The organism is Mesobacillus sp. (genome assembly GCF_047739415.1).
Taxonomy (GTDB): domain Bacteria; phylum Bacillota; class Bacilli; order Bacillales; family Cytobacillaceae; genus Mesobacillus.
Genome location: NZ_JBIQOE010000184.1, coordinates 29,086 through 42,651 on the forward strand (window position 1 = coordinate 29,086; position 13,566 = coordinate 42,651).

General features: G+C 43.6%; 16 protein-coding genes and 1 other annotated feature. All 16 genes read right to left on the minus strand.

The features are described 5' to 3' along the window. Nucleotides 1-419: 419 nt before the first annotated feature. Nucleotides 420-710: a 50S ribosomal protein L27 gene (rpmA, locus tag ACH0QE_RS14595; protein ID WP_079509900.1), complete on the minus strand. Its 291-nt coding sequence runs from the start codon at nucleotides 708-710 to the stop codon at nucleotides 420-422. A gap of 13 nt (nucleotides 711-723) precedes the next feature. Then, nucleotides 724-1,056, minus strand: coding sequence for a ribosomal-processing cysteine protease Prp (locus ACH0QE_RS14600; RefSeq protein WP_415801327.1), 333 nt, complete (start codon nucleotides 1,054-1,056; stop codon nucleotides 724-726). Nucleotides 1,057-1,071: 15 nt separating this feature from the next. Further along, on the minus strand, nucleotides 1,072-1,380 hold the full coding sequence (gene rplU / locus ACH0QE_RS14605; protein WP_023627147.1) for a 50S ribosomal protein L21: 309 nt from the start codon (nucleotides 1,378-1,380) through the stop codon (nucleotides 1,072-1,074). Between the two features lie 15 nt (nucleotides 1,381-1,395). Beyond that, nucleotides 1,396-1,473: a sequence feature (ribosomal protein L21 leader region), on the minus strand. Nucleotides 1,474-1,562: 89 nt separating this feature from the next. Further along, nucleotides 1,563-3,017: an Rne/Rng family ribonuclease gene (locus ACH0QE_RS14610; RefSeq protein WP_415801328.1), complete on the minus strand. Its 1,455-nt coding sequence runs from the start codon at nucleotides 3,015-3,017 to the stop codon at nucleotides 1,563-1,565. Between the two features lie 65 nt (nucleotides 3,018-3,082). Next, on the minus strand, nucleotides 3,083-3,949 hold the full coding sequence (locus ACH0QE_RS14615) for a M50 family metallopeptidase (RefSeq protein WP_415801329.1): 867 nt from the start codon (nucleotides 3,947-3,949) through the stop codon (nucleotides 3,083-3,085). Beyond that, nucleotides 3,942-4,718 carry a peptidoglycan DD-metalloendopeptidase family protein gene (locus ACH0QE_RS14620; protein WP_415801330.1) on the minus strand — a complete coding sequence of 259 codons (777 nt, stop codon included), beginning with the start codon at nucleotides 4,716-4,718 and terminating at the stop codon, nucleotides 3,942-3,944. The genes ACH0QE_RS14615 and ACH0QE_RS14620 overlap by 8 nt, the downstream gene beginning before the upstream one ends. 146 nt (nucleotides 4,719-4,864) lie before the next feature. Next, entirely contained in the window at nucleotides 4,865-5,668 is an 804-nt protein-coding gene (gene minD / locus ACH0QE_RS14625) for a septum site-determining protein MinD (protein WP_041964017.1), read from the minus strand. A 1-nt stretch (nucleotide 5,669) separates the two neighbouring features. Continuing rightward, nucleotides 5,670-6,350 carry a septum site-determining protein MinC gene (gene minC / locus ACH0QE_RS14630; RefSeq protein WP_415801331.1) on the minus strand — a complete coding sequence of 227 codons (681 nt, stop codon included), beginning with the start codon at nucleotides 6,348-6,350 and terminating at the stop codon, nucleotides 5,670-5,672. 352 nt (nucleotides 6,351-6,702) lie between these two features. Continuing rightward, entirely contained in the window at nucleotides 6,703-7,221 is a 519-nt protein-coding gene (mreD, locus tag ACH0QE_RS14635) for a rod shape-determining protein MreD (RefSeq protein ID WP_415801332.1), read from the minus strand. Then, entirely contained in the window at nucleotides 7,218-8,108 is an 891-nt protein-coding gene (mreC, locus tag ACH0QE_RS14640) for a rod shape-determining protein MreC (protein ID WP_415801333.1), read from the minus strand. Before mreC ends, mreD begins: the two co-directional genes overlap by 4 nt. Before the next feature lie 76 nt (nucleotides 8,109-8,184). After that, a complete protein-coding gene (locus ACH0QE_RS14645; RefSeq protein ID WP_415801334.1) occupies nucleotides 8,185-9,207 on the minus strand; it encodes a rod shape-determining protein in 1,023 nt (340 codons plus the stop codon). Nucleotides 9,208-9,367: 160 nt separating this feature from the next. Beyond that, nucleotides 9,368-10,057 carry a RadC family protein gene (gene radC / locus ACH0QE_RS14650; RefSeq protein WP_415801335.1) on the minus strand — a complete coding sequence of 230 codons (690 nt, stop codon included), beginning with the start codon at nucleotides 10,055-10,057 and terminating at the stop codon, nucleotides 9,368-9,370. A 65-nt stretch (nucleotides 10,058-10,122) separates the two neighbouring features. Then, nucleotides 10,123-10,695, minus strand: a complete 573-nt coding sequence (locus ACH0QE_RS14655) for a Maf family protein (RefSeq protein WP_415801336.1) — start codon at nucleotides 10,693-10,695, stop codon at nucleotides 10,123-10,125. A 203-nt stretch (nucleotides 10,696-10,898) separates the two neighbouring features. After that, nucleotides 10,899-12,020 (minus strand): SPOR domain-containing protein, encoded by a 1,122-nt coding sequence (locus tag ACH0QE_RS14660; protein WP_415801337.1) that lies wholly within the window; start codon nucleotides 12,018-12,020, stop codon nucleotides 10,899-10,901. A 117-nt stretch (nucleotides 12,021-12,137) separates the two neighbouring features. Beyond that, nucleotides 12,138-12,959 carry a hypothetical protein gene (locus ACH0QE_RS14665; RefSeq protein ID WP_415801338.1) on the minus strand — a complete coding sequence of 274 codons (822 nt, stop codon included), beginning with the start codon at nucleotides 12,957-12,959 and terminating at the stop codon, nucleotides 12,138-12,140. Further along, the gene (locus tag ACH0QE_RS14670; RefSeq protein ID WP_415801339.1) at nucleotides 12,956-13,564 is read right to left on the minus strand and encodes a hypothetical protein; all 609 of its coding nucleotides are present in this window, start codon (nucleotides 13,562-13,564) and stop codon (nucleotides 12,956-12,958) included. Before ACH0QE_RS14670 ends, ACH0QE_RS14665 begins: the two co-directional genes overlap by 4 nt. Nucleotides 13,565-13,566 lie beyond the last annotated feature (2 nt).

The following is a 13,566-nucleotide window of genomic DNA, read 5'->3' on the forward strand; positions in this document are numbered from 1 at the left end:
AGTTGGATTTCTTATCATATTTATTATTTTTAGGCTCTGTTAAACAAGACTGTTGATTTTCGTTCCAGGCGCTGCGCTTTCCGCGGGAAGAATTATGAAAAAGCCCAACTGCCGGCTTTTTCAAGGACGAATTCTTCCTTGGTGGCTCGGGAAGCCTCCTCGTCGTTACACTCCTGCGGGGTCTCCCCTGACCCATGCTCCCGCAGGACATTGATTGAGCTTCCTCGAGTTCGCCCACGCACGATGGAAATGCGTTAGCATTTTCGGAGGAGTCTACGCGCCTTCCACTACAATCAACAGGATGCCATATCAAACCTTTAACATAGCCTATTTATAGTTCTTGAAAAAAGCTTTCTGCAAACCTCAAGCCATAAAATACAAGAAAACCCTAACCGCAGTGGTTAGGGCTTCTCTTTGGCTTACGCTTCTTGAGCTGCAGGATAAACACTTACTTGCTTGCGGTCACGGCCAAGACGTTCGAATTTAACGACGCCGTCAACCTTAGCGAATAGAGTGTCATCTCCACCTTTACCCACGTTTACACCTGGGTAGATTTTAGTTCCGCGCTGACGATAAAGGATAGAACCACCAGTTACGAATTGACCGTCTGCACGCTTAGCGCCAAGACGCTTTGCGATTGAGTCACGTCCGTTCTTAGTTGAACCTACACCCTTCTTAGAAGCGAAGAATTGAAGATCTAATCTTAACATTTTGTTCCACCTCCTACTGTTTGAAGGTTAATTTTATGTGCTTTCCGTACTCTTTTTCCATCGATTGCAATGTAATGACCATGCTTTCAAGGAGCAATTGGATTTTCTCCTGTGTTTCCTCCGGCAAATTGTCGGGAATTTCACAGCGGAGAAAGCCATCTGCGCCTTGTTCAATGTCCGGGGTGACCCCTGTCAAACCAATGATGGAATTGACAGTTCCGATCGAGATGGTCGAAACACCTGCACAGACAATGTCACTGCCATGGGCAGCGAATCCAGCGTGGCCGCTAATCGTAAACGATTGGATGCTTCCGGATTTTGTACGATTAATCGTTGCACGAATCATGGTAATCCGCCCTAATTAAGCGTTGATCTTTTCGATAACAACTTTAGTGTAAGGCTGACGATGACCTTGCTTCTTACGATTGTTCTTTTTCGCTTTGTACTTGAAAACGATGATTTTCTTTTGACGGCCATTCTTTTCAACTTTAGCTGTTACAGTTGCGCCTTCAACTACTGGGCTACCAACTTTAACGTTATCGCCACCTACAAAAAGAACCTTGTCAAAAGTTACAGTTTCGCCTTCAGCAGCGTTTAGCTTTTCAATGTAGATTGCTTGTCCTTCTTCTACCTTTACTTGCTTGCCGCCAGTTTCGATAATTGCGTACATTCCAGTGCACCTCCTCATTAGACTCAGACTCGCCATCAACAGGCGTTGCAGATTGCAATCTTACTAACCTGGTGTGAGCGGTTGTAGCACGGGTGCTACAAACAATAACATTAAAATACTACCATATGCCGAGCGAAAGTGTCAACATAATAATCGGTGTTCTTTTAATGGCCAGCTTTGGTTCAACCGAATTCTATCGATGCACCAACCTTAAGGATTTCATAAAAAGGTTTCGCCGCGTCTGACACCGAGAATTTTATCTTAAAGCCAAGTGCTTTTTCAAGCCTCAATTTATGGATATCAGCCTCTCCGGAAAAATGGAGGATGACCTCCTTCGTCGCGGCTACGTGAATTTCTTCGTAATCGGAGTACTTGTACCCCCAAAGCGTGCGTTCGAGTCTGTAAGCGACGGTTTCCGAGCTCAGTACCTGGCCAGTACCTCCGCATGTCCAGCATTTATCAGTCAGCGTCTCGGCCAACGACTGTTTTGTCTTTTTTCTTGTAAGCTGAAGGATACCCAACTCGGTAAAGCCGATGATTCGTGTCCGGCGCTCATCCAAATGCAACTCTTTTTGAATAAGTTTCTGCACCTTTTCCCGTTCCGCATCACTCTTCATATCAATAAAATCAATCAGTATGATGCCAGCAAGATCCCTGAGCCTGATTTGCCTTGCCGCTTCGACTGCCGCATTCAGATTCGTTTTCATGACAGTGTCACGCAGATCCGTTTTGCCGGAAAACTTCCCTGTGTTCACATCGATCATCGTAAGTGCCTCACCCTGGTCAATGACCATGTAGGCTCCTTTTTCCAGCCAGACAACCCTTTTAAGCAGCCGCTCGATTTCTTGCTCGATTTTATAAAAGGAGAAAATATTTTCTTTTCCATTATAAAACTCTAACTCTATCCCATCTGTAATATGGTGTTCAATACTTTTCTTAAAGTCAAGGCAATCAGTTACCACTTCACCACTTTCTAATGATAGAAGTGTTGCTGCCGCCTGCTCAAAAAAGTAGTCCCGACTGTGAACAATCCCTGGTTTCTTCATGCCTGATATGGTCTTTGCCATTAGAGCGTATTGTTCACGCTGCTGCTCAAGCTCACGGATGATTGCTTCCTCTGTCTGGCTCAGGCTTTCGGTCCTGAAAATGAGACCTTCCTCGGGCGTTTTGACCTGGCTGGCGAATTCTCTCCACTTATTTCTGACCTCTGGTGTTTCTGCCTTTTTAGAAACAGCTATGTATTTTCCCTGAGGCATATAGACAAGATTCTCACCCTGTAATTCAATGACTCCCGTCAGCCTCGCCCCTTTTGTACCAGCCGCATCTTTTTCAACCTGGACCAGCAGCTTTTCTCCTTGATGGACATACGAAGAGATCGAGCGATTTGCTTTATTTTCGGCGTCAGATAGTACATAGGATGCCAGCTTATCTTTTTGAAGAAACCCGCTTAATTCTTCGCCGAAATTGATGAATGCTGCGTTCATTCCTGGTATCACTTTTTCAACGGTGCCAAGATAAATATTCCCGACCAACGATTGCTGGCCTGGCTGTTCAATATATATTTTTTCAACTTCGCCATTCTTGACCAAAGCGAAGCGCTTTTCTCTCGAATTTACATTGATAATTAACTGGTTCATTGTTTCTCCTTAAACGTAAAAAAATACAGCGCAAAAGGTGTCTGCGCTGCATTTATTATCCTATTTTAGAAGGTGTAAAGCAAATCTCCTATTTTCGCTGACAATAACTTTTCATTGAAAAAAGCATGGAGCAATTCATTCTCATCCATGACCATTTCCTTGCCGTTCTGCTGCTTGACGATGATTGGATGCTTACAGCCGCGCTGGAACTTTTCAAGGACCTGGCCAACCATTTCATTCTCGGCTGCATTGATCGGCTTGAGCTCTCTCAAATCCACCTGCTTCCCATAATGCCTTTCCATCAAAAAACGCATGAACGTAAATCGCCGCTGCTTCCATTCATAGTAAAGTGAAAACGCCAAGAAACCGATGATGACCCAGACATTTAATGTCAACGGTGCGATGATGATAAGGACCGCCGAAAATATAATCAATGTTCCTGCTGAAACATATAACGTCCGCAGGTGGGCTTCCTGAAAGGATTTGTTCATTGATAACAGAATGAACACCAACTTACCTCCATCCAATGGCCAGATTGGGATAAGATTGAACAGGAGGACCATCATATTATATTGAATAAACAGTAGATGCCATTTTTCTGGAAAGACACCTATGATGAACATCAAATAGGAGAGTCCCATCAACCAAACATGCTGCAGGGGGCCAGCCAGAACAACGATCAATTCCTCTTTTAACGGCCTGTTCCCGTGCTCATCCACCTCAGCCACACCGCCAAATGGAAGCATGGCGATTTTCTTGATTCTCCACGAAAAAAAAGAAGCTGCAGCACCATGTCCCATTTCATGAACAAAAATAATCAGCAGCACCATCATCAGCTCTATAAAATGCGCGGTCGCAACAGCAAGGGCGATGATCACCCACAACAAAGGATGGATGTGTATTTTTCGCAATAACGCAATGGCTTTATTCAAACTTGATCACCTGGACGGGATCTACGAAGTCATCCCCTTTTTTTATGGCGAAATAAAATGAGCCTTTTATTCCATCTGTACTGTCCATAGCCGTACCTACCTTCGCTCCTTTAGAGATATACTCATAGAGGCTCACATCGATTTTATCGAGGTTCCCGTACCATGTTTCACTCTTGTCTGCATGCTGCACAATGACCGTTTTACCGAATCCTTCTTTCATACCGACAAAGTGGACAAGCCCTTCATCCATGGCTTCCACACCGGCCCCTTTGCCAGTTTCAATCTGAATTCTCTGGCCATTGTCGCCAAAATCTTCAAGGATCTTTCCGGATGCAGGGAGTGCATACTGGTTGTCTACGCTTAGTTCCTGTTTGTTATCATCCCCATCACTTTTTGCAGGAAGTAAAGCCAGCGGTTTGCCAAATTGGTTTTCATACCACTCTGAAACGGCAGCAAACTGGAATTCCTGGTCCATCGTATGCTTCACATATTGCTGGATTGTTTCTGCTTTTTCAGATGGACTTCGAAAAATGATCGCTACAATCAAAACAAGGCAAGCGGAAGCAAGTACCTTGAAAAGAAACACTTCTTTCTTGAATAGAGGATGTCCGCCTTCTCCTGGACCCATGTCATAAGATGGAATTCTGTCAAAACCATGCCGTTCTTCCTCCGTTGAGAAAAAGCGGTTATGGCTCATTTTCTCCATTCTTTCCCGCTCTCTTTTCCTTTTCATCATCCTTCTGCGTATATCATCAGCTCTCGAGTTCATCCAATCCCCACCATTCCCCTTGTACTCTAAGTTAGTACAAGTCTATGACCTGTCCAACAAGAGTATGACAAATTCGCTTATTGAATGTGAGGATTAAATAGAAAAGGCATCTGCCCTCGTATAGACGAGAAGCAGATGCCTTTTGATCAGCGGACTCCGAAGAATTTCTTAATCTTTGAAAATACGCCTTTATTATCGTTGTCTAATTGCTGCAATGGAACGGACTCGCCGAGAATCCTCCTGGCAATGTTCCTGTAAGCAATTGATGCTTTGCTATTTGGATTCAGTGCGATTGGCTCACCATGGTTTGATGCTTTAATGACTTCATCGTCATCGGCAACAATCCCGATTAAATCGATGGAAAGATGTGTCGTGATTTCGTCCACATCAAGCATGTCGCCATTTTTCATCATATGGGTGCGAATCCGGTTGATAACAAGTTTTGGTGATTCAACATTTTCTTCTTTTTCTAGCAGACCGATAATCCTGTCAGCGTCCCTGACCGCGGATACTTCTGGTGTTGTAACGACAATCGCCTTGTCAGCACCAGCAACGGCGTTTTTATAGCCCTGCTCGATTCCAGCCGGGCAATCGATGACGATATAATCGTAATCCTGCTTCAGTTCATTCACCAATTTCCTCATTTGTTCCGGCTGAACCGCCGTTTTATCGCTCGTCTGGGCAGCTGGAAGCAAATAAAGGTGGTCATCGAAGCGCTTATCTTTTACAAGTGCCTGATGGATCTTGCATCTTCCTTCGATTACATCGACAAGGTCATATATAATGCGGTTTTCAAGCCCCATGACAACGTCCAGGTTACGCAAGCCGATATCTGTATCGACCAGGCAGACTCTTTTGCCTTGAAGGGCCAAAGCTGTACCTATATTAGCAGAAGTTGTCGTTTTGCCAACTCCGCCTTTTCCGGATGTAACTACTATCGCTTCTCCCACTTTAGAGGCCTCCTTCGAATCTAGTTAAATTAGGTCTTTTCTTCATTAAAACTTGCAATCTATCAACAACAATCTGTTGACTGTCTGATATGTAAGCACATTCCATCACGCGGCTATCATCTTCAGGGACATGGTCAGGAGCCCGGTTGATGCAATCACTGATCCTGAGCTGTGAGGGCTTCATGACAGAAGCAGCAATGACCGCTTCGTTATTCCCTTCTGTACCAGCATGTGCAACCCCTTTCAAGGCACCCATGATAAAAATATTCCCTGTTGCCTTGACCGTTCCTCCGGGATTGACATCTCCAATAAGCAGCAAGTCCCCTGTTATCTCAAGAACCTGCCCTGAACGGATCACTTTAGCAACAGGCACGATTTCTGTTTCCTGACGAAGCCTCTCAGCTTCCTCTCTAGTGATCACATTCGTCTCAAGGTCCTCAACGATTAAGTTTCTCTTCTGGCGGATCAGGTCTTTCAGCTCTTCCTCCTGAGCCTTTGTAAGGTACCTATTTCCTACCTTCACCTTAACCGAAAGCAGCTGTTGCTCCTCCTGAACACGAGTTGAATTCGAAAGCTTCCTATCGAGTTCCTTCTTCAATTCATCATAGGAGCAAGTATCGTCCAAATGGAGCGTAAGTCCATCTTTTGTTCCTTTTATTGTCACATTTTGTGTTTTCTTCATACTGGATGTTCACCTCATAAGAAAAGCGCAAGCGCCTTGGTCAGCCCCGAAAAGCGTTGAAGGGCCGACCAGTGAAGTCGTTCTTTGACTTCATTGGTCGGAACGAAACATCTCGAGGGGCTAGGCGCTGGAGCTAGACACTATTCTAAGTGTAAAAGTTAAACTTCTTATCTCATAAGAAAAGCGTAAGACAATTGTCTGCTAAAAAAGTAATTTCTTATATCACCTGAAAGAAATTCGACAAGTGTCCGCTGAATTCCTTTATTTGAATAGCCTTCACCAATTTTTCTATTCCTCGATGCTTCATAGATTTTTTCGAGGTGTCCTCCAAAATCCATTCAGACAAGGACTATTAATCGTTTCTAAGTCTATCTGCAGCGTTCTCGAACTGTTTTTTAAATGGATAAGCAGCTAAGATGATAAAAGCAAGATTTAAGATCAAAGTCGGGACTAATCTTATTTTAACATAGGTCGAAAAGTCCAGGTCAGTAATTTTTATCAACAGCATCAACTCGTAGACTCCAACTTCCAAAAGCGCAATACCAAGAAGCGAAAGGATTGCAACAATCAAAATATTGGTCTGAAGAACCCTTATCATATTTGCGATCAAATAGGCGATGAACGGAAACATGAATAGATAGATTCCGATGATTTCTGTGTAGATGACATCAAAAAGCAGTCCAAATATAATTCCATATAGAATTCCATGCTTTGGGCTCAGGTAAGCTGTCAAAAATAAAATCCCAGCCATGAGGAAATGCGGAACAAGAATCCGGTCACTGTTGAATAATTCTGCAGGCAGAAGTTCGACAAACAAACTTTCCAGGATGAATAACAAAGCGAAAAGTGCCGGGAGCAGGAAACGGATCAATTGCCTTCCTCCTCACCTTCACTATCTTCCAAGCTTTCTTCAAGATCCACTGAGACCATTGATTTCTTGACAACCATGACATGTTCCAAATCATAAAGATTTGCTTCTGGCTTAATATATGCTGTTTGATTCAGGCCAAATTGATCCGGGACAACCTTGACAACCTTGCCGATTGGAAGGTCTTTTGGGAAGATTCCACCCATACCAGTCGTGACAACATTCTGCCCTTTTTCAATTTCGGCATCATACGGAAGCCCTTTTAACAAAAGAAGCTCTTTCTTCTTGTCATACCCTTCGATTGTGCCGTAAAGCGGCTTTTCTGCCTGGAGAATCGCAGAAATCCTGTTGGTCGGGTCAATGGAACTAATCAGCTGCACGGTTGCCGAAAATGGTGTCGTGCTCTTAACCTTGCCAATTAATCCTTTTGCAGTGATAACGGCCATGTTTTTTTCCACGCCGTTAGAAGCACCTTTATTGATGATAATTAGTTCATTCCAGCGTTCTGGACTTCTGGCAATTCTGATTGCCTGGATTGGTTCATAGTCTGCTAGTGATTCTTTCTTATCTAAAATTTCCTGAAGCTCCTCGTTTTCTTTTTCAAGGGAGTATACTTTCGCTTCAAGGCGGGCCATATCATCAACGCGTTTCTTCAAATCTTTGTTTTCCTGATATGTATTTTGCAAGTCTTGAAGGTTTTCGATTAAACCGGCAATATAATTCGCAGGCCTTGAGACAACGGATTGTACCCAGCTTGTAGAGTCTTTGACAAACTGCTCGGGCCATGTCAATTCTTCTCTTTCCCTTAAAGAAAATCCAATCAATGCCACGAGGACTATAATGCTCACAAGCAGCATTATCAGGCGTTTATTAAAAAAGAACTGTGGCATGATTTACACCTCTAATCTAAAAAAATGGATTACAGAAGAGGAGGGAAGTGGATTTACCCCGCTTCCCTTCTTCCTATTACCTGGATTCTTTTGCTTTAGTCTTGAATAAATCAATATGATCCAATGCCTTGCCTGTACCAATTGCAACACAGTCAAGCGGGTCTTCGGCAATCAAAACCGGCATCTTTGTTTCTTCACTGATGACCTTGTCCAAATTACGCAGCAATGCGCCTCCGCCAGTGAGGACAATTCCTCGGTCCATGATGTCTGAGGCAAGTTCTGGCGGGGTTTTTTCAAGCGTCAGCTTAACAGCATCAACAATGGCATATACTGTGTCACGCAGCGCTTTGGCAATTTCTTCTGCCGTGATTTCAATTGTCTTAGGCAGTCCTGTCAGCAAGTCACGGCCGCGGATTTCCATATTTTCAATCCCATCGGCGTCTCCTGCTGAACCAACTTCCATTTTAATCGCTTCAGCTGTTCTCTCACCAATCATCAGGTTGTAGGTTTTACGGATATAATTGATGATTGCGCCATCCATCTCATCACCTGCAATGCGGACAGATTGAGATGTAACGATTCCGCCAAGAGAGATAATCGCGACTTCTGTCGTACCGCCGCCAATGTCGACAACCATGCTGCCAGTTGGCTCCCATACAGGAAGGTTTGCCCCAATTGCTGCTGCAAACGGTTCCTCAATCGTAAAGGCATCTCTTGCGCCCGCCTGGCGAGTTGCGTCAATAACTGCACGTTCCTCGACAGCTGTTATTCCAGAAGGAACACATACCATTACATACGGCTTGCCGGCAAACCAGCCTTTATTCTTCGTTGCTTGTTTAATATAGTATTTCATCATTGACGCTGTTGTCTCGTAATCAGCAATGACGCCATCCTTCATCGGCCGTAAGGCTACAACATTACCTGGTGTACGCCCGATCATATTTTTCGCATCATTACCGACAGCAACGATATTTTTTGTATCCGTCTGAAGCGCCACAACGGACGGCTCTCTCAAAACAATTCCTTTTCCTTTTACATAAACAAGTGTATTAGCAGTACCAAGGTCGATTCCGAGGTCTCTTGTTCCAATCCCAAACATATTTGTATCTCCCTTTCTTAACAAAAAATGCAATAAAAGAACAGGCAATCTATAACAAAATTAGTTGATTGTTCATAGGCAGATTTCCTGACAAATTTTTAACTTTGTCCGCAAAAATCATAAATTATATTATATCGCAACGTCAATCAAAATCCTAGTATCATACATACCCTTTTTCCTTCAAACTAACATATTTATTTTCCCCAATGATCAAATGATCTAACAATTCGATTCCGACAATTTTACCAGACTCAGCAAGTCTTTTCGTCACTTCTATATCTTCCCTGCTTGGGGTAGGATCTCCGGATGGATGGTTGTGGACGCAAATGACAGATGCTGCTGACCGGCGTACCGCTTCTTTATATACCTCTCTCGGGTGGACAATGGAAGCATTAAGGCTGCCGATAAATATCGTCTGCCTGTGGATCACCTGGTTTTTCGTATTCAAATACAGGCAGACAAAATGCTCCTGTGTCAGGAAGCGCATATCATTCATTAAATATTTCGCACCGTCTTCCGGTGAGCGAATCACATAGCGTTCATCAAGGGTATGGTTGGCGATGCGCCTGCCGATTTCAACTGCTGCGAGGACATGGATCGCTTTCGCTTTTCCGATTCCTTTAATTTGCGTTAACTCTTCCAGTGTAGCATCTTTTAGAAGGCGGAGGCCCTCAAACTGGGAAAGCATTCGGTTTGCAAGCTGGAGGACTGATTCCTCCCGCGAGCCTGTACCAAGCAACAGGGCAAGCAATTCATGATTGGAGAGGCTTTGGGGGCCATTTTGGACGAATCGCTCCCGCGGCCGCTCATTTTGCGGATAATCTCTGATCATTAATGAATTTGTAGACAATCGATTTTCCTCCCGGTCATTGATTATGACGAGGGAAGTGTAGAAGAAGTTTCTGTGGCTTTCTTTTAATAAGGAAGGTTGTAACCAATTTTTCTTAACTCCCTGATCAACCTGGATACAGGCAGTCCAACAACTGTGTAATAATCCCCACTGATTTCTTTGACAAGCATGCTTCCGAACCCCTGGATTCCATAGCCGCCTGCCTTATCGAATGGTTCACCGCTCTTTATATAGGTGTCGATTTCTTCATCTGACAATTCCCAGAACGTCACATCTGTTTTTTCATAAAAACGCGTTTCCTTCTCAGGGGAGATGATTGATACTCCTGTGTAGACTGAATGGGTGTGCCCAGACAGCTTTTGGAGCATCTGTAAGGCTTCTTGTCCGCTTTCAGGCTTCCCAAGGATTGTTCCATCGTGGACCACAACAGTATCTGAGCCAATCACGAAACAATCTGGATAGTCTTGAACCACAGTTCCCGACTTTCTGGAAGCAAGCTCCATAACCGCTTCAGCAGGGCTCAGGGACTCACTGAAACTTTCGTCTGCATCACTGCTCGAGATTTCGAATTTCAAGCGGAGGTTTTCAAGAAGTTCTTTTCGCCGTGGAGAAGAAGAGGCTAAAATGAGGCGTTGCATAAAATCACCTTTCTTTTCTTTTTGCATCAAAGGGAGATACAAGCTAATACTATCAAAGTTCACCAATTCAAACAATCTTAAGTCCTTATTCTGGCAAAAAAAATCAGAGCCTGGCGCATTTTGCCGAAGGCTCTGTTAATTTGTACAATTTCCCGGAAAATATTCTTTCTCCATCCCGACAAAAAATCGATTACGGGCAGGTCTTACTTGCCAATCGAATGATAGGCTGACAGGAATGACAGAAGGTTTTTCTCCATTTCCGCCAGCTGGTTGGCATCCTTGCTTTTTTGGTAGTTTATAAAAGCTGCACCCGCCCTCTCCATGCTCGCCTTAACCTTCAGAACGGTTGGATCCTTTACACTCTTATCTTCAATTTTGCTTATCATCGCATGGTAGCTTTCTGCTTTTTTCACTTCCTCCGGCGCAGCTGCTGATCCGCTCATCAAGATTGGATAGATTTCCGGTGCCTGCTTGAGGAATTCCGATTCAGCTGGTGTTAAGCCCGCTGCCGTTCCACCTGAAATTTCAAATGGTTTTGCGAACACCTCAACCCCTTTGGCTTTGAGTGCCTCTGCCTGTTGTTTAGCAGCCTCAATGCTCCCTGCAGTTCCTAAATAGACGGCGAACTGTCCATTTACAGGAAATAACTCACCTGTGACTCCCTGGCCAGCCAGAAGATTCACCCTTTCCTTGGCAGCAGCCTCTGTTGTGAAGACACCGTTCTGGACAATGAAGACAGGAATTGATTTTAATTCAATCGATTCTTGCCCGGCTGCCGGACTCTCTGCTGCCGACCCGGCTTTTGGCGTCGTGACGGCTGGTGCAGCTGTATCTGGTTCTGATGGCAGGAATTTAAGGAATGTCACCCCAAACGCCGTTCCAAGCAAAACAGCAAAAAGGACATTCATAATAATAGTCGTATAAAGACGATTGTTCTTTTTAGTCTTAGTATTCCAAACCGAAATGCCGATGCTTTTCTTTTTCGGCTTTTTTTCCTGCTTTGGAGCAATTTTGTATTCTTTGATGATTTCCTCTTCTACGGGATCCGGCAAGATCCAGTCAAAGCTCTCCTCAGCCTTTTCCTGGGCTGCCGCTGTTTCATTCAACGCTGCATCATTGTCCAGCGGATACACCTTGCTCTGGTCTCCACGGATCTCGTTGATCTGGTAACTGCTGCTTTTTTCTTTTTTATATTTAGTTTTTTCAAAGGCTTCCTCTTGTATAGGTTTCTTTTTGCTGCCATTATCCTGCAATTTTTTGTCTCCCTGAACCGGACGGTCCTTGCCATTAATCTTGATAGTGATTGTCTTTCCTTGCTTGTCCAATGCTTGTACCTCCCCCTGCCCGTTCGTATTTTGCTCCATCCTATCATATAGGCAAAAAAAAATAACAAGACTTTTGTCGTCTTGTTATAGAATGCTTTCGTCAATTTTTTTACTAGATTAATTTTCGTCCGTTCCTTCTGTTCCATCCTCGTCAGACTCATCTTGATCTGTAAGGTTATCTTCTGAATAATCTCCGAAAGTTGGGAATGGATTGCGTTTGTTTGCAGGCTCGGGTGTTTCGATTTTTGGATTGTAGTCTTTTAATTCCGCTAGTTCTGGAAAATAAAAGGCATTGATTGTTAACGCCATTTCTATCGGCGCTTCTTCATCTGATAGAGTGAAGATTTCCTGTGGCCCGCTAAAAGAGATAGATTCTACCACTATTATTCGCCTAAGAGATTCTAAGGCTGAAATGAATTTCTCGAGGCTAAAGTAGTTATCTGCTTTAACATTGATTTGTGCTGTTGTTTTCACTAGTCCGTCCGGCATCTCTAGTTGTGGATTCGTTACTTCCACCTCAGGATCGGAAGTATCAACCTGATTCTCTGACTCAGCAGTAACCTGTTCTGAAGATGATATTTCCGGTTGTATTGTAGTGGCAGCCTGCTGGCTAGCATTGAATTCGATTGAAGTAACAAAGCTATTTGAAATGACCTCTGCTTTTTCAATGCCAAGGACTAACTGCTCAACCATCGGGTCAACCGGGAGCCTTTTTTGCAACTCAGCTGAACTGCTAAAATCTGTTTCATTGACTGAAGCAAGTCTTGCTACCAATGTTGAATTAAGCTGCTGCTCCATTTTTAATTGACTTTCCTTTAACGACAAACTATGACTTAAAGGAGCTAGATAAAGATAAAAAGCAGCTAGATAAATTAAAGCAGACACTATCACTGCAACCAAAAGGATTAAGTAATGCTTCTTTTCTAATCGGAGGTTCATGATCCATCTCCTCCTTCAACAGCTGCCGGTTTAAACAAGTCAGGATTGAACACAATCTTATAGGCGGCACTATACCTCGGCAGTATTTCCACTTCAGAATCATCGCTTAATCCGGCCTCTTCTTCAATCTCAGCGGCTACGACATTCATTAGTTCAGCTTCCCTCACCCATTCCGACTGTTTTAGGGAACTCAAGTAAAAGGCAGCATCTCTTGCAGCATCATATTGAATTGTGACAAGGATAGAATCCATGTTGCTATATTCAAAGCTTTGGATAAATCCACGTTCCGGCAGCAAGGAAATGATGTTTTGCATTATCGGTACTGTTTGCACCGGGTACTGCTCTATCCATTGAACAGCTTCCTGCAGCTTGATTACCGAATTCCCAGCGTTTTCTTCAGCCAATTTTTCCTGCTGTACATTATTCAATTTTTGAAGAGTCGAGATTTTCTTATCGATAAGTTCCATTTCATTTCCATAGCTTCTGCCCTGAAAATATATGATGGAAATAGTAATCGCAATTAAAATCAAGATTATAGCGGCGATAATAAGCTGTGATGATTTTCTACGTTCTTTTTTTGGTAAAAGATTAATTTCAACCAGCATTA